This window comes from Maribacter chungangensis (genome assembly GCF_042676845.1).
GTDB classification, from domain to species: Bacteria; Bacteroidota; Bacteroidia; order Flavobacteriales; family Flavobacteriaceae; genus Maribacter; species Maribacter chungangensis.
Genome location: NZ_JBHTHY010000007.1, coordinates 15,656 through 32,309 on the forward strand (window position 1 = coordinate 15,656; position 16,654 = coordinate 32,309).

The 16,654-nt window shown below is 41.5% G+C and carries 11 protein-coding genes; 10 read left to right on the plus strand and 1 reads right to left on the minus strand.

Annotated features, from left to right (window positions below; all coding sequences use genetic code 11):
• Nucleotides 1–81: 81 nt before the first annotated feature.
• Nucleotides 82–2,634: a C-type lectin domain-containing protein gene (locus ACFQZJ_RS10775; protein ID WP_379934454.1), complete on the minus strand. Its 2,553-nt coding sequence runs from the start codon at nucleotides 2,632–2,634 to the stop codon at nucleotides 82–84.
• Nucleotides 2,635–2,829: 195 nt separating this feature from the next.
• Here ACFQZJ_RS10775 and ACFQZJ_RS10780 point away from each other — a divergent pair, with 195 nt between their 5' ends.
• The 10 genes from ACFQZJ_RS10780 (at nucleotide 2,830) to ACFQZJ_RS10825 (ending at nucleotide 16,377) form a co-directional block, all read left to right on the plus strand.
• A complete protein-coding gene (locus ACFQZJ_RS10780; protein WP_379934456.1) occupies nucleotides 2,830–4,134 on the plus strand; it encodes a DEAD/DEAH box helicase in 1,305 nt (434 codons plus the stop codon).
• A 52-nt stretch (nucleotides 4,135–4,186) separates the two neighbouring features.
• Nucleotides 4,187–4,879, plus strand: coding sequence for a Type 1 glutamine amidotransferase-like domain-containing protein (locus ACFQZJ_RS10785; protein ID WP_379934458.1), 693 nt, complete (start codon nucleotides 4,187–4,189; stop codon nucleotides 4,877–4,879).
• A gap of 560 nt (nucleotides 4,880–5,439) precedes the next feature.
• Nucleotides 5,440–7,386: a tetratricopeptide repeat-containing sensor histidine kinase gene (locus ACFQZJ_RS10790; RefSeq protein WP_379934460.1), complete on the plus strand. Its 1,947-nt coding sequence runs from the start codon at nucleotides 5,440–5,442 to the stop codon at nucleotides 7,384–7,386.
• Between the two features lie 17 nt (nucleotides 7,387–7,403).
• Nucleotides 7,404–8,144 carry a LytR/AlgR family response regulator transcription factor gene (locus tag ACFQZJ_RS10795; protein ID WP_379934462.1) on the plus strand — a complete coding sequence of 247 codons (741 nt, stop codon included), beginning with the start codon at nucleotides 7,404–7,406 and terminating at the stop codon, nucleotides 8,142–8,144.
• A gap of 196 nt (nucleotides 8,145–8,340) precedes the next feature.
• Complete coding sequence (locus ACFQZJ_RS10800) at nucleotides 8,341–8,871, plus strand: nuclear transport factor 2 family protein (protein ID WP_379934464.1); 531 nt, start codon at nucleotides 8,341–8,343, stop codon at nucleotides 8,869–8,871.
• A gap of 548 nt (nucleotides 8,872–9,419) precedes the next feature.
• Complete coding sequence (locus ACFQZJ_RS10805) at nucleotides 9,420–10,481, plus strand: proline iminopeptidase-family hydrolase (RefSeq protein WP_379934466.1); 1,062 nt, start codon at nucleotides 9,420–9,422, stop codon at nucleotides 10,479–10,481.
• A gap of 101 nt (nucleotides 10,482–10,582) precedes the next feature.
• The gene (locus ACFQZJ_RS10810; RefSeq protein ID WP_379934468.1) at nucleotides 10,583–11,764 is read left to right on the plus strand and encodes a DmpA family aminopeptidase; all 1,182 of its coding nucleotides are present in this window, start codon (nucleotides 10,583–10,585) and stop codon (nucleotides 11,762–11,764) included.
• An 8-nt stretch (nucleotides 11,765–11,772) separates the two neighbouring features.
• Nucleotides 11,773–11,901, plus strand: coding sequence for a hypothetical protein (locus ACFQZJ_RS10815; protein ID WP_379934470.1), 129 nt, complete (start codon nucleotides 11,773–11,775; stop codon nucleotides 11,899–11,901).
• 42 nt (nucleotides 11,902–11,943) lie between these two features.
• Complete coding sequence (locus ACFQZJ_RS10820) at nucleotides 11,944–14,112, plus strand: histidine kinase dimerization/phosphoacceptor domain -containing protein (RefSeq protein ID WP_379934472.1); 2,169 nt, start codon at nucleotides 11,944–11,946, stop codon at nucleotides 14,110–14,112.
• A 285-nt stretch (nucleotides 14,113–14,397) separates the two neighbouring features.
• The gene (locus ACFQZJ_RS10825; RefSeq protein ID WP_379934473.1) at nucleotides 14,398–16,377 is read left to right on the plus strand and encodes a tetratricopeptide repeat-containing sensor histidine kinase; all 1,980 of its coding nucleotides are present in this window, start codon (nucleotides 14,398–14,400) and stop codon (nucleotides 16,375–16,377) included.
• The last annotated feature ends 277 nt before the right edge of the window (nucleotides 16,378–16,654 follow it).

A 16,654-nucleotide genomic window follows, 5' to 3' on the forward strand; every position in this document is an offset into this window, starting at 1 on the left:
GTCTCGAACATAAATGTATCGATATTACATTCCATTGTAAAATTCAAAGATGAATTGGATAAGGTTTAAAAGTTCATAGGTTTAGTCGGGATTTAGCCTAAATGTAATTCTTCTGTTCGTAATCACAGTACCTGGGGAAACCGCAAGTAGGCTGTTCCCCGAAACTAATGGCGGACAAGATGAAGCGGAATGAGACATCAACACACGATAGAGGTATCCATTTTGAGCAGTTGTGACAATACTGCCATTTAAAGACAACATACTACTCTGTGCACCTGAATACCCAGCTCCGTTAACGATGTTGGTATATGTAGTACCGCCATCGGAGCTTAATTGCCACTGAAATGTGTTTACATTGGATGCAACGACCGAAATACTGACCGCGGTTCCCACTATAGCATTTATAGTAGGTTGTGGCTGTGTAGTTATTGTAAAATTAGAAACGGTAATTATCTGCGTTACGTCGGTAGTATTACTGGCGCTATCCGCAATACGATAGGTTCTTGTAATGGTTTCCGTAACGGTTCCTCCATCGGAAGAATCACCAACATGTGTTACAGTAAGACCTCCCGCACAATTATCTGCTCCGTCCGTTACTACGGTTATATCCGGTGAGGGTACATTCGAACTACAAAAGACATTTATAGCTGCGGGATTACTGGCTGTTGGGTCTATGGTATCCATCACGGTTATCGTTTTCACGAAAGGAACGGAGGTGTTACCCGAGGCATCTACCGCCTGATAGGTTATTACCCTAACGAAGTCGTTGGTGCCGTTGTTAACAGTTATGGCATCACTCAATTGGCTAACGGTAACAGTACTACAATTATCGGTAGCTACAGGAGGAGTAAACGGTGGGCTCCCGCAGAATATTCCCCTTGATGAGGAGGAGATGCCCGCTCCAAAATTAACTCCCGGCCATTGAATTGCCCCGCCGGGAATTCCACCCCATGCAGGGATAGCCGATGTCCCTGTCAGCAGTAACTCATAGGTGCCATCACCATTATCGATCTCCGTATAGGTAAACGCGGAAGAATTGCTCAATTGACCTGCATTTAATTGATAGTTTGCACGCGAAATGCGAACTTCCCAGTTAGGCACTGCAGTTCCGGTATTGTTTTGTATTCCAAAGCCCCAAGCATACTGCTGTTCATTAAAAAAAGTAAAGCTTAAATCGGAACAGTTGCTTAGTGAAGGAAGATCGGAGGCGCACTGAAAATTCTCGTCCAGAGCACCGACACTGGTTACCCAAGTAGGTGCCAGATTATCGATTGTAATGCTTGTAGTAGCGGAAATATTAAGAACCGGATCACCGGGCATGCCGCCGTATTCCACAACATAGCCTTGGGAGGCATAAGCACCGCCACCACCGTTATTAGGCAAATCGTTCCAAGCCCCTATGGGTGCTCCACCACGAATAACAGATGCCGCTGCAATATGAGCATAATCCTCTCCTCCACCGCCTACATTGTTAGGTTCTCCCCCGTTCCAGTTTGCAAAGGTCAACTCTGTGCCATTGGCCAAGCCTTGCCAAAATTGAGTCCCGGCTTCTGGCCCGGTTACCCAACGCCATTCCCCTTCTACAGCTAGATCGGTGGCACCTATCCAACCAAAGCCACTGGCTTGTGCTCCGGAAAAATCGGCTTCTTCTTGGGACGTAAGCGTAACCAGATAGCCCTGTAATCCAAAGTATGTTCTCGACGAAGCTGCGGCTTCAGCATCTGTCCAGGAAATCCCTGGGTCGGATACAAACTCGTAATAGTGTTGGGTAGCGGGTAAAAAATTAGCCTCCCCCACCGTAATGGAAAACTGTCTGCTACCTGATGGGTTTGGCGAACTACTAGAAAATTCAGTAGCTAAAACTGCTGCCTCAAACTCCGTATACGTGGCCGGGCCCTGCAGTGTTAATTCACCTTGGACGACATCCCAACTTGGTGTAATGTTCGGATGACTACCCGTAAGGGTTAATAGATCTTCCCCGTTTATATATCCGTTTGATATTTGAATGTACACGGCAGATGTAGTGGTATCGTCCGGATCGGTTATACTAATGGTCTGTGCTATGGGAATAGAAGACCCAGCACAATAATTTTGATTCCCGGTTGCCGATACCACTGGGGGCTGATCGGGATATTGTACCGTAAAAAGAATATTATCGATTGTTGCGGTCTCAGAACCAGACCATCCTCCACTAGCGGTTACAAAACGGATACCGGCACTTGCTGATAGTTGGTTTGCGTTCAAGTCATAAGTAACATTGGTAGACCCCCCTAAGGTTTGTACCGTTGCATAATTGGAACCGTTATGCAATTGTAAAGCTATGGACTCATTCCCGCTTACCCGTGTATAGTTAAATGTTAATGTTGCCGATATAGCAGTGGACAGATCTAAGGTTCTTTCAATGGTTCTGTTGTCTAAATTTCTGAACCGAAGTTGTCCCGAAACTATTTGAATTCTACCTGAACTTGAATTATTTGATTCTCCTGTTTCCGTCCATCCAGTGCTAAAATTCATGCTACCGGTATTGGAAGTATAGTTTCCCGACTGAAAATCATCTGCAAAAGTATCCTGTCCATAGCCGGTTAAGACCAAAGAAAGCAATACCAGGATACTAAGCAATAGCTTTTGGGACATAACTCTTGAGTCAAGATTAGTGTTAAAAGTACAAATACCTAGCTGCTACCCTGTATAAATGTTGTGTAACGGACAGATTGCGATGTAAAGTTTAATTAATTGTGAGTCAATACCCTATGCTATAAAACTTTGAACAAGAAATTGTTTTATTGCTAGTAGCTAGAATAGCTGTAACTTCGCGACTTATTTGAAATTATGACATTTAAAGAACTCGGCCTGGCCGAACCAATTCTTAAAGCCTTGGAAACAGAAGGCTACACCAATCCCACTCCAATACAACAACAAGCCATTCCCATTTTATTAAAAGGCAAGGATTTATTGGGCGTAGCCCAAACAGGTACGGGAAAAACAGCCGCCTTTGGTATTCCCATATTACATCACTTATACGAACGCATCAGTTTAAGTCAGAACAAACGAAAAGTGAAGGCCCTAGTGGTAACACCCACTAGGGAACTCGCCATACAAATAGGCGAGAGTTTTACCGCTTATGGCAGACATACCGGGTTAAAAAACACCGTGATATTTGGCGGTGTAAAACAGGGAAAACAAGTAAATGCCCTGCGGGGAGGTGTAGATATCATCATCGCTACCCCAGGACGCCTCTTGGACTTAATGAATCAAGGATTCATCACCTTTAGGGACTTGGAATTCGTGGTACTGGACGAGGCCGACCAAATGTTGGACATGGGTTTTATCCATGATATTAAAAAAATAATTGCCAAACTACCGCCCAAAAGGCAATCCCTATTCTTTTCGGCCACCATGCCCAAAAGTATCGTGGAACTATCTCGTAAAATGCTGGGCGATTTTGAGCGGGTCACCATTAAACCCGAACAGGCTACGGCAGAAAAAGTGGAACAAGGGGTCTATTTTGTGAGCAAACCCAACAAACCAAAGCTTTTGGTACACTTGTTAAAACAGCGGGCCAATGATTCGGTTTTGGTATTTTCACGCACCAAGCACGGAGCCAATAAAATAGTCAAGAAATTAGACCAAGCAGGCATACGCTCGGCAGCTATTCACGGCAATAAATCCCAAGCTGCCCGTCAAAAGGCATTGGGTGCGTTTAAAGATGGAAAACTAAAAGTTTTGGTCGCGACGGATATCGCCGCGCGCGGTATCGATGTAGAAGAACTTTCTTTAGTGGTCAACTATGACCTGCCCAATGTATCGGAAACGTATGTACACCGAATTGGTAGAACAGGACGCGCAAGTGCCAGCGGAATTGCGATTTCTTTCTGTGACAAAGAAGAACGTCCTTACCTTAGGGATATTGAAAAATTGATCAAACAGGAAGTACCTCGCATGCCAGAGCATCAATTTGTAGATGAGGGCGATGACCAGCAGCAATCCGAACCTCGGCGAAGACCACAACAACGAAATAGCAGGCCTAACCCCAATAAAAATAGGAACAGGTCTGGAAACTCTAATTTCAGAGGTAAAAATAATCGAAACACCAATAAACCGAAACCCAGAAACTCTAAAAGTAACAACGAATAGAATTTTCGATTTTTTTAAGTTACCCGTATCTTTCTATTCAAATGTTTGAAATATGAAAAAACAGTTACTGGTATATGGTAGCGGAAGACACACAGTTCCGTTTCTAAATTATATGGTTGAGGCCACGGGAAAATCCAGGCCTAACATCTGTTTTATTCCCACGGCCAGCGGAGATGATAAGGCGTACTGTATTCGGTTTTATGAGGTCTGTAAACATCTGAACGCCATACCGCACGTTTTGGAAGTTTGGGTAAACTCGTATGACCATCAGGAAAGTTTTACGGATCAAATAACCCGTATGGACGCTATTGTTGTTGGTGGAGGCAATACGCTGAATATGCTTGCTATATGGAAGGCTCAAGGTATAGATGTAGCCCTTAAAAATGCCTATAACAACGGAACCGTTATGGGCGGTGGTAGTGCAGGTTCCCTTTGTTGGTTCAATGGCGGTACTACGGATTCCAGACCCGGTAACTTGAGCATTGTAGAAGGTATGGCATTTATAGCTAAAAGCCATTGTCCGCATTACAACTCGGAACTTACACGACGTCCTCTGTACCACGAAAACATCCTATCCGGTAAACTTTCCGATGGCTATGCCTGCGATGATCGTTCCGCTATCCACTTTATAGATGGAGAAGTGCATACCTCTGTTTCTTTGGACAAGGAAAACCATTCCTATTACGTGTATGCTACTGATGGTAAAATTGTTGAGGAGCGGATTTCTGGCAGCATAATAGCTTAAACCACGTGGTTCTAAGATTAAATTCGTTATTTAGGTCAATGATTTATGACTTAGGATATGACCAAAAAGCCTAAGACCGGCTTGGATGTCGTGCAGACATAAGAATGTTTACTTATAGATATTTGAATTATAATCACTTCTATTCCGGGCATTTGCAAGCATATATCCTTCATTCTTATACCATCTGACCGTTCTATCTAAGCAAAATCCTAAAGTCCTCTTTAGAACCAATCAAACTCATGTTACCGCAACATACGTAGTAGCATCGTTTACCTATGATGGCAAGGACGCTTACTGAACCAATAGAGCAGAACACCCTCTTTTTTAACTATAATTGCCAAACAGGAATCTTAAAGCGCTGAAAAAAATTGGCATCCTATTGAACCTGAAATATTGTTATTACCTATACTTAAGTTAAAATAAGCATCAAGTTACTGGACCATACCCAACTACTTCATTATAATACAAGTACCCCTATGCTGTTGGTATAGAATTTTTAGAATATCTTTAGGGAATTCCCCCTGTAAATAATCTTTAACCGCCGACCAATACCCAATACAATGATCCAAAGATCACTACCCGTTTGTTGCCAGAAAACACCTTATAAAAGGCAATACCCGAACGTGGTGCTGATTGTAGCGATCGTACTTGCCTTTTGCCATAGTGCTTTCTCACAAACCAATACCAGAAGTAGCACGCAAATAGACAGCATTACCGCAATGCCTCTAGACTCCGTGCTTTCATGGATGCGAACCAATGTCTACCTAAACACGACAACCTACCCTGAAATCGGCTTAAAAATCCTACAAAAAATAGAAAAAGAAGAAGCACCTGTTAAGGTGGCCGAGTTACACGAGGAAATGGCTAACTGGTACGGCTACCACGGCCTATTTCCACAAGATTCGGTCGTATATCACAGTGAAAAAACATTGGAATATTACCAAAAAACGGGAAATAACACAAAAATAGCCGATTCCTTTAGGGTACTGGCCATCGATTACCTTAACCAAAACGAACTGGCCAAAGCCCAAGAATTGGTATTCAAAGCCTTACCGCTTTTTGAAGCCTTAGAAGATGAGCAGGGCATGGCCAAAGTTTACCGTGTCTTAGCGGATTTACACGAGAAAATGCTAAAACCTGAAGCCTCCATAAAATATGCACGGCAGGCGATTGCGTTGTTCAAAAAATCCGGTAACCATTCCGGTACATGCATTGCACTTTTTAACGTAATCAAGGGCTACACAAAACTTGGTGAATACGACAAGGCGTATAAAGCCGCAGATGAATGTATAGCCATTGTAAACAACAAAGTGCCAGATGAGATTTTTGTGCTTATCCGCGCCTACTCCTACAGGAGTGATATTTCTGTACGAACAAAAGACTATGACCAAGCTTTGGCAGATTGCACAACGGCTTATGAACTGGCCGTAAATACGGTTGGCGAGGAAAGGGCGGCAACCTATCGCACAGCTATTGGAAACGTTCTTAAATTTCAAGGGAAATATACCGAGGCAATAGGACATTTTGAGGTGGGAATCGCAGCCTTGGAAAAGCAAGAAAGCGAAAACACATGGGAGGCGTACCAACAAGTATCTGAATGCTATGAGCAATTAAGCGACCAAGAAAATGCCTTGCTTTATTATAAAAAGTCGGTTGCGATAAAAAATAAGGTCATGGCAGATAAATTGGCCAATTTGGAAAGCGAAGCGGTCATAAAATATGAGACGGGCAAAAAAGATGTAGCCTTGGCGGCACAGACCGTATTGTTAGAAGAAAAGAACAAAACGCAACAACTCATGATAGGCATCGGGGTTTTACTTTTAGCATTGCTTGGTGTGGTTTTCTTTTTCCTCAATAAGAGCCGTAAGGCCACTAGCGTTATTGCAGCAAAAAACGATGAGAACGAACTATTGTTAAAAGAAATCCACCACCGAGTAAAAAACAATCTGGAACTTGTTAAAAGTTTGATCAGCCTCCAATCTGCACAATTAGAGGATTCGGCCACCAAGGACGCCATGATCGCGAGTCAGAATCGGGTACAGTCTATGGGAATCATCCATCAACAATTGTATCAAGGCACTAATTTGGGAAGTATAGAAATGAAGAATTATTTTGTTAATTTAGGAGAAGGTATTCTGGACACCTTTAATGCAGAGAACAAAGTAAAGATAGCCTGCGCCATGGACAATCTGGAATTGGATGTAGACACCGCAGTGCCTATTGGGCTTATTGTTAACGAATTACTGACAAATGCGTTGAAATATGCTTTTCCGAAAAACGCAAAAGGACAGATTGAGATACGTTTGGCTAAATTGGATGCACAGACCTTGACCCTAAAAGTAACGGATAACGGTGTGGGAAAACAACAAGGTTCAGCGCCGGCAGGCAGTGGTTTCGGAACCCAATTGGTTTCCTTGCTTACCAAGCAACTAAACGGTAAGATGCAGGAAGAAGTAGAAAACGGAACCTCGGTTTCGTTTGAGTTTAAATTGGATATAGCTGCCTAGACCATGGACAAAACTATATGGATAGAACGATAAAGATTACGATTGTAGAAGATGAGATGGTGATTGGGGCCAATATTTCCCTACAACTGTCCAGTTTGGGTTATGAAATTACGGGTATTTTACCAAGAGGAAAAGAGGTTCTTGCGCATGTAAAGCAGAACGATCCGGATATCATTCTCATGGACATTAACCTGAAAGGTGAATGGGACGGGATACAAACGGCGGAACACCTTCAAAAAGAGCACACTATCCCTATAATATACCTAACCGCAAATGCGGATGAACATCATTTTAACCGAGCCAAAGCTACCAATCCCTATGCCTTTATTTCTAAACCCTTTAAAAAACTGGACCTACAAAGGGCCGTTGAACTCACTATAAATCACATACAAAACGAAACAGATAATACTACGGCCATCCAAGAAACCGCAGCGCCTTTCATCTTGAGCGATAGCATTTTTGTGCGCCATCATGAAAAGATGGTGAAGGTAGTTATACAGGATATTCTATATATAGAGGCCGAACGCAATTATTGTCGCATCCATTCCAAAGGCAAAGAATACCTATTGGTAATGACTTTAAAAGATATGGACGATAAACTGCCCAACAAACATTTTCTGCGCATACATCGTTCGTACATCATCAATATTTCCCAAATAGACGAAGTGGCCCAAAGCCATGTTGTCATTTCCAAAAAAGCAATTCCTGTAAGCAAAGCCCAACGGGAAGAGTTGTTAAAACGCTTACAGACCATTTAAGTCCCAAGTCCTAGGCTGTTCCATTTGAAGTAAGTTACCGTACCTGTGCAAAACCTTTGATAAATAAAAGGTGGCATTGGGACAGTAAACGGTATCCTTCGTCCTACATCAATAGTATTCCGTTACAATTATTATTTTCTTTAAAAAGCCTTGAGCAGATAAGGCCAAACAATTACTAACCAAAAAACACGATATTATGAAAAGATTAAAGAACGTATTGTTATCGTCAACGGCACTGTTTTTACTTCCAATGCTTATTGGAGCGCAAGAACCGCAGGTTACCTTGGATTTTGATAATGCAGAAACCGCCAGCCAGATAGTACAGAAATATGTAAAGGCATTGCATGATGAAAATGTATCCGAAATGAATGCTCTGTTAGCGCCAAACGCTGTAGTTAATGGACTTGGTAGTGGCAGTGTATCAGATTCCTTGAACGTAGCGCAACATAAGGAATATTTTACCAACAGTACTTCGGCCTATGACCATTCCATTACTAGAGACGTGTATTTACCGGTAAAAGTAAACAACAACTGGAACGAAGGGGAATGGGTACTTACATGGGGACTTAATACGTTAACCGACAAAGAAAGTGGAAAGGAAATTCCGGTTAGCTATCATATCGCCAGTATAGTACAGAACGGAAAAATAGTACGAATGTCATACTACTACGATATGCTAAATATCATGAATTTACAAGGGTATACATTTATGGAGCCTACGAAATAATCAGGTAGGATTAACAGGACCCGCCAACCGTTTAGCAGGGTTCAAGGTTCAATATGAAAAAAATAAAAGTTTAATAATTAAAAAATAATATAGGTAGGTCGGCACGTTCGGGGGAATACGTGGCAATGAAAAGAAGGTTGATATTTTAGTGTTTTCATTTACAAACCAATAATCGCTGTCATGGTCGGCCTACCTAATTATTATCACAACAAGAAGACCTCTAACCATTTGTTTTAGGGGTTTTTGCCATATAAGCACCTTCAAGATAACAGAAATTGTAGCCTTGTGTTTCATTGAAATAAAGCTAAAAGTCCTGATACAATACGATAAGCAATAATGCATCATCCACACCACTAAGCAAAGAAGTAAAACATAGCGCATCTACTTTACTAATATGAGCGTACCACCGCCTTCAGGTTTAAAGAACATCAAGTTTTTATCATGACCATCAAATACATCGATTCCCTAAAAGATAATCAGCATATAAACCTCATCTATTTATTCACTAAATTCAAAGAAAATACGGTCAACAGTAAAAACCCATTACAATGAAATTGAAACAGATGAAGAAAGTTACACTAGCAGCAGTGCTAACCCTCTGCTTAACAATGAGCTGTAAAGACTCACCACAAACTAAGACCACAGCTACTGAAAAAAGCGGTTATTTTGATTATTCCCTAAGCAATGATCAACAGACTGGTGGTATTAAGATGATTCCTATTGAGACCCCGAAAGGAACCTTTAAGGTTTGGACAAAGCGGATGGGAAACAACCCAAAAATGAGGGTACTATTGCTTCATGGCGGTCCGGGAGGGACGCACGAGTTTTTTGAGAATTTTGACGGTTACCTCCCAAATGAAGAAATAGAATACATTTATTACGATCAACTGGATTCGTATTACAGCGATAAGCCCAACGATTCCACACTTTGGACCATTGAACATTTTGTAGAGGAGGTAGAACAAGTCCGCAAGGCTTTAAACCTAAATAAAGACAATTTTTACCTATTGGGACAATCATGGGGAGGAATCCTGGCCATGGAATATGCGCTAAAATATCAGGATAATTTAAAAGGCCTTGTCATTTCAAATATGATGGCTAGCATTCCAGAATACGAAAAATACGCCTCCGAGGTTTTGGGGCCCCAACTGCCACCTGAAGTTTACAAGGAAATAAAAGCCATGGAAGTTGCTGAAGATTTTGGCAACCCCCGTTATTCAGAACTCGTTACGCAGCACTATTATCCCAAACACGTTTTGCGTAAGCCCTTGGAGGAGTGGCCAGAATTCCTAAATCGCGCTTTTTCCCATCTAAATCCTAACATTTACATTTACATGCAGGGCTACAGCGAATTTGGTATTACCGGTGATGCGACCTTAAAAGGATGGGACATTTCCGGCCGGTTGAACGAATTGAAAACACCCACTTTGATGATCGGTGGCACCTACGATACCATGGATCCGAAATATATGGAATGGATGAGTACCGAAGTTCAAAACGGACGGAGTTTGACTACGGAGTCGGCTCACATGTCCCAATACGATGACCCTGATGCCTATTTCTCCGGACTGATAGAATTTATAAAGGATGTTAATAATGGTGACTTTTAAGCGCGGGCGATTTAAACGAAAGTAGTTGACTTTATAAAAAGTAGAACCTTGGTTTCCAAAGCTTTAAAACAGCTGGCAGGAAATCCAATCGTATAGAAAAAATGAAAAAAGCCCTATTTATTTCCATGGTGTTGATTCTTGCCCAATGCGCCTTTGCCCAACAACCACGTGCCCGAGACCTTGGCGTTCCTTTTGATGGGAAAACGGGCCCATTAAATACTATAACGGATATAGCCGGGGTTGAAGTAGGCTATAGCACTATAATTTCGGGCGAAGGTGGCAATCTTGTGGGCAAAGGACCGGTTAGAACGGGGGTTACCGCGATTTTCCCGCGAGGAAAAGCAAAAAAAATGAGTCCGGTCTATGCCAATTGGTACAGCCTTAACGGCAATGGCGAAATGACCGGTACTACCTGGGTTACGGAATCGGGCTTTTTGGAAACGCCAATTATGATCACCAATACCAATAGCGTTGGAGTCGTTCGCGATGCGGTGCTAAAATGGTACGTAGCCACCGACTGGTACAATGGAGAAGATTGGTGGTACACCTATCCCGTAGTGGCAGAAACCTACGATGGATTTCTCAATGATATTTACGGATTTCACGTAGAAGAAAAACATGTTTTGGAAGCCATCACAAATGCATCCAACGGAAAAATAGCCGAAGGCAATGTTGGTGGAGGAACAGGAATGATGTGCCTAGGATTTAAAGGAGGTACGGGAACTTCCTCAAGGATAGTGACCGTTAATGATAGTACCTATACGGTTGGCGCCATTGTACAGGCCAACTTTGGGTCTAAAAAGAACCTCACCATTGCGGGAGTTCCCGTTGGTATGGAATTAAAGGACACCTTAAATTCGGTATTCAATGCGCCTCCGCAATCCAAAAGAAAGGAAGGAGACGGTTCCATTATCGTCATTGTAGCTACGGACGCCCCGTTTCTCCCACATCAATTAAAAAGAATTGCACAACGCATTCCTCTGGGCATCGGTCTTGTAGGTGGCAGGGGAAGCAATGGTTCCGGGGATATATTCTTTGCATTTTCAACCGCTAATGAAGGTGCTTTCAACAGGGACAATACTACCGTAGTGGAAACATTCCCAAATGACTTGATGACACCATTTTTCGAAGCAACGGTGCAAGCGGTGGAAGAAGCCATTATCAATGCCATGGTGGCCGCCAAAACTATGGAGGGCATTAATGGAAACAAGGCCTATGCCCTACCTCATGATCTCTTGATCGAGGTGTTGAAAAAATATAATCGATTTGAAAAACTTAACTAATGCCACCGATGGCAAACAAGATATACCCCATCGCCCTTTTGCTAGTTGTTGCAATGCTGTTCGGCAGCACCAAAAACTATGATATGCTAACTAAAAACGGCCAACTATTCCACGGTTCCGGTGATTTTGAAAACTAGAAGTTGGAAAACCTAGTACTTGAAATAGAACAATCAAAAAAAATGAACATCTCAACAAGCATCGCCGCACTATTCTGCGCTAGAGCTTTTGCCAAGTGGAATCGCAAAAAATTAGGCGCTAAGACTAGTGATGCAATAATTAAGACAAGTGATGCAGTAATGAGTAGTGAAAGTGTTGAGATAGCTATGCTAAAACCAAACGCAGTGGTTCATATTGGGTGCCATGGCCAGCTAAAAGAAGTACTTAAATTAAATGCCATGAAATTCATTTTAAAAATAGGTTTAGGATTTATTTGTTCACTGGCTTTTTATACTACCGCTCAAACTCCGGGCACTACTGCCTCGAATCTCGTAATCAAAAGTGCAAAAAACTACCAAAACAAAGCCCTGTTCTTTAGGGAAATTCCGCAGTTTAACAGAGATAGTACGGTGTTTTACTTTGATAAAGCTACCGCGGTATTAGAGAATTCCAAACCGGTACAACACCAACTTTTAGCGGAAATCTATAATGATATAATTGATAGGGAAAACCGTTCTCACCCGTTTGTTGCGGTAGATTCTTTGGCAGCCAAAGGCATGGGACATTATAATCGTATTCCAAAAAAAAACCAGGATATACTACTAAAATACGAACTGCTACGACGTTGGTCGGCTATAAAAGTGGAGAAGGGGGATTTGAAAGAGGCCATTGCCTTATTCAGCCAAGCATTGGCCCTTATCCAAGATGATAATAGACCTGCGGTACGGGCTAAATTTTTGAACGACAAAGCCTATTTTTTAGAACGGTACGATAATACGGACGAAAAGAAAAATGCCCACCACTATCTAGATGAAAGTATAGCCATTTACAAAAAGCAGGATCCGGTAAAATATGCACCCGAAATTTTTAGAAATAATCAGCTAATGCTTTTGAAATATGACGGACTTAACGAGGATTCATTGCAGTATTATCTAACAGTGCTTAAGCAAGATCTACCCCAAACAAAAAATCCATTTAAATATGGATGGATGTATTCGGTGGAAGGCAGCATTCTCATCGAAAGAAAGAAAAATTCCGAAGCCAAACAGGTTCTGCTGGAAGGAAAAGCTTTTCTCGAAAACTATAAAATGACCAACGTAGATAGTTATGCCTCCATCGTAACCAGCCTAGGGGAACTATTACTAGAAGAAGGGAAATACGAAGATGCAATCGAACTGTTTATCAAAATACGAAGAATAAGTGAAGAAAATAATTTTAAATACTCTGGTATTGAAACCCTTTACTTCATTTCCAAGACCTACGAAAAGCAAGGCGATTACAGCAAAGCCTTAGAATTTTATAAACAATACGAGGCAGAAAACTTGCTCCTTGAAACTGAAAAAAACGCCCGAAGCCTCCGCGAAAATGAATTGAAGATTCATGTAATGAATCGGGATAAGGAGCTATCCCAAAACAAACAAACGCAATTTATTTTAATACTCTTCATGTTTGCGGCTGGGGTTTTACTTGCTTTATTGTATCGAAACTATCGGCTGAAACAGCGCAATAATCAAACCTTAAAAGTCCTTAATTCGGAGTTGAATGCAAAAAATGGGTTGCTCGACAAAAAGGTTGCCGAAAACGAGCTACTGCTCAAAGAAATCCACCATAGAGTAAAAAACAACCTTGAAATCGTGTCGAGTTTATTGGAATTACAATCGTCGCAAATTGATGACCCTTCCATACAGGCGGCGATGCTTTCGAGTCAAAACAGGGTTCATTCCATGGGGATTATTCATCAAAAACTATATCAAAGCGACCATTTGACCTCCATAGAAATGCGGGATTATTTTGTGAACCTTGGCGAAAATATCCGCAACTCGTTCGATGCCGAGGGAAAAATTAAAATTGACTGTGAAATGCCCGAACTAGTGCTGGATGTTGACACCGCGATTTCGGTAGGTTTAATTACCAACGAACTGCTGACCAATGCGTTTAAGTATGCTTTTGAAGGAAAAAAGGACGGAACCATTAAGGTAAATTTAACCCGAAAAGGACCGAACGACGGCAACCTTGAGCTACGGATTTCGGACAACGGAATCGGAAGAATAATTGATAAAAACAGTAAAGGAACGGGCTTCGGAACCATGCTCATTTATTTACTCACAAAACAATTGAACGGCAGTATAAGCTATCAAATAGAAAACGGTACAAAGGTATCGCTGGTCTTTACCAAACCCAATACTCCTTGATCTTGTGAAATGCTCAAAATAGCGCTATTTATGTTTCATCGATACAGGAACGTAGTTTGGCCTACACACGGCCTCAACAAAAAACAACTTTGATATCTAAAGAATGAATACTTGCAAATGTATTTTGTAATTTACTGGAACAAAAGGTATGACCGCTATGAAATTAGCGATTTCAGAAGTATGGACACCCACCAAACTTCAGGCTCATGAGTACCTAAAAAACAGCTATAAAGCGATGAACCAACCAATATTCACTGCCTAATCCCGATCATAAAAAAACCACAGATGAGAACCTTGATAAAAACTTGCCTTAAACTGCCGCCATGCCTTGTTTGCCTCATGCTGTTTTGCCAAATATTTTATGCCCAACAAGATAAAATTAAATTACCTGATTTTCAGTCTTTTCCAATAGATACGGCACTAGTGAAATTAGCTGATGCCATCAATCAAATGGATGGGGGCAACGATGCCCAAATTAAAAAGGAATTATGGAATACACTGCACCGAGCAAGGGCGATGAATAAACCAAAGCTGTTAGGCAAGGTTTTCAAAGAATTAGCAAACTGGCATTACCTTAGTATCTCCTCCGAAAACAAGGATTCTATTTATTTTTATGATAATAAAGCATTGCAAGAGTTTCTAAAAACCGAGGATAAAGAACTCATAAGTAGGGCATATAGAACGGTGGGCTTTGACTTGGATTTTATGCAGCGGTATGCAGAAGCCGAGGTTCAATTCTTTAAAGGGCTCAAAATTGCGCAGACCATTAATAACCAAAAAACGATCAATGCCATACATGCATCTTTAAGTAACCTATACGGCAACACCAAGGACTACACATCGGCATTGAATTATAGCAAAATGGTAGTTTCTGCCTACGAAAAGGAAGAAAACACCCATCCTTTGATACGGGCATTATTGGGCCAAAGCGATATATATCTTAAAACAGGAGCGCCAGAAGAAGCCCTAAAAGCGGTAAACAAGGCTTTAGCCCTAATTCCTAAATTGCCCGAATCTTACCAAAAATCAGAAACTTTAAACGTTAAAGCTTGGCGAGCCCGAGCTTACAGAGATTTGGAAAGATATGACGAAGCGCTGTCGGATTTTGAATTCTCATGGAACGGTATGAGAGAAAAGTACGGCGATGAAATGGCAAACGGCTGGAAAGGCGGCATTGGCAGCATCTATTATTTACAAGGAAAATATGTCGAAGCGATTCCATACCTGGAAGACTATGTAGCACATTTCAAAGAAAAAAAGGTGTACAGTTCAGAGGAATTAAAGGATCATTATATATGGCTCGCAAAAAGCTACAAAGCACTAAATCAGCCAGATTTGGCCTTCACATACCTATCGGAAGGAAAAGATATTGCCATCAATGCGCTAAGTCAAGAAAATAAAGCACTGAAAAGTGAACTGAGGGTGAAGTACGAAACCGAACAAAAAGACGAAACTATTTCCTCGCAATCGGATTTGATAACACAGCAGCAAAAAAATCAATTGCTCAGTTACTTGGCAGGGTCACTATTGATCATCATTTTGGGTGGTTTGTTGTATGCCTTTAATAAAAACAAGAAAAAAAATCTGCAATTGGAAGAGTTGAACAACAACCTGGAAAATTCAAATAGTCAACTTGCCAAACGCCATAAAGAAAACGAACTGTTGCTAAAGGAAATCCACCATCGGGTAAAAAACAACCTTGAAATCGTGTCGAGTTTATTGGCCCTTCAATCGTCGCAGATTGATGATCCTTCCGTTCAGGCGGCGATGCTTTCCAGCCAAAATAGGGTGCATTCCATGGGGATTATCCACCAAAAACTCTACCAAAGCGACCATTTGACCTCTATAGAAATGCGGGATTATTTTATGAACCTTGGCGAAAATATCCGCAACTCGTTCAACGCCGAGGGAAAAATAAACATTGACTGCGATATGCCAGATCTTGTGCTGGATGTTGACACCGCAATTTCGGTGGGCTTAATTACCAACGAACTGATGACCAATGCGTTCAAATACGCATTTGAGGGAAAACAAGAGGGCACTATCAAGGTAAATTTAACCCAACAAGGGCTTAATAATGATAAGCTCGTACTCCGTATTTCGGACGATGGTATTGGGAAAATTAGTACTGCACCGATTAAGGGAACCGGCTTCGGTACTATGCTCATAGACCTGCTCACGAAACAATTGAACGGCACCATCAGTTATCAGATAGAAAATGGAACAAAAGTTTCCATGGTTTTCGGAAAGCCTACTATTCCTTGATCTTGTAAGTTTTTTAAAATAGTTTTGCATTACTTTCCTCCAGTCAGGATGGTCTTGCCCCGTAAACAACATAATTGGGCAATACCGCATCAATTGCGATAGCGATTTGTACACTTTCCTCAAACCTCAAAATTTCCCTCGGTAAGAATTATGCCCGCTTCGGAAAACAAAAATGCGCATTCGTCCTTGATTCATAAATTTCCTAAAAGTTTTAACCTATTTTTATTGGAGTGGTTCAAACCTTTGGGGTTCAATCGAAAACTAGTGATTTTTTGAA

Bases quoted from the DNA above. Each gene is read 5' to 3' on its own strand.
- ACFQZJ_RS10795 (WP_379934462.1), top strand. From the start codon at position 7,404: ATGGATAGAACGATAAAGATTACGATTGTAGAAGATGAGATGGTGATT.
- ACFQZJ_RS10810 (WP_379934468.1), top strand. From the start codon at position 10,583: ATGAAAAAAGCCCTATTTATTTCCATGGTGTTGATTCTTGCCCAATGC.
- ACFQZJ_RS10775 (WP_379934454.1), bottom strand. From the start codon at position 2,634: ATGTCCCAAAAGCTATTGCTTAGTATCCTGGTATTGCTTTCTTTGGTC.
- ACFQZJ_RS10825 (WP_379934473.1), top strand. From the start codon at position 14,398: ATGAGAACCTTGATAAAAACTTGCCTTAAACTGCCGCCATGCCTTGTT.
- ACFQZJ_RS10820 (WP_379934472.1), top strand. From the start codon at position 11,944: ATGAACATCTCAACAAGCATCGCCGCACTATTCTGCGCTAGAGCTTTT.
- ACFQZJ_RS10815 (WP_379934470.1), top strand. From the start codon at position 11,773: ATGGCAAACAAGATATACCCCATCGCCCTTTTGCTAGTTGTTGCAATG.
- ACFQZJ_RS10785 (WP_379934458.1), top strand. From the start codon at position 4,187: ATGAAAAAACAGTTACTGGTATATGGTAGCGGAAGACACACAGTTCCG.
- ACFQZJ_RS10805 (WP_379934466.1), top strand. From the start codon at position 9,420: ATGAAATTGAAACAGATGAAGAAAGTTACACTAGCAGCAGTGCTAACC.
- ACFQZJ_RS10800 (WP_379934464.1), top strand. From the start codon at position 8,341: ATGAAAAGATTAAAGAACGTATTGTTATCGTCAACGGCACTGTTTTTA.
- ACFQZJ_RS10780 (WP_379934456.1), top strand. From the start codon at position 2,830: ATGACATTTAAAGAACTCGGCCTGGCCGAACCAATTCTTAAAGCCTTG.
- ACFQZJ_RS10790 (WP_379934460.1), top strand. From the start codon at position 5,440: ATGATCCAAAGATCACTACCCGTTTGTTGCCAGAAAACACCTTATAAA.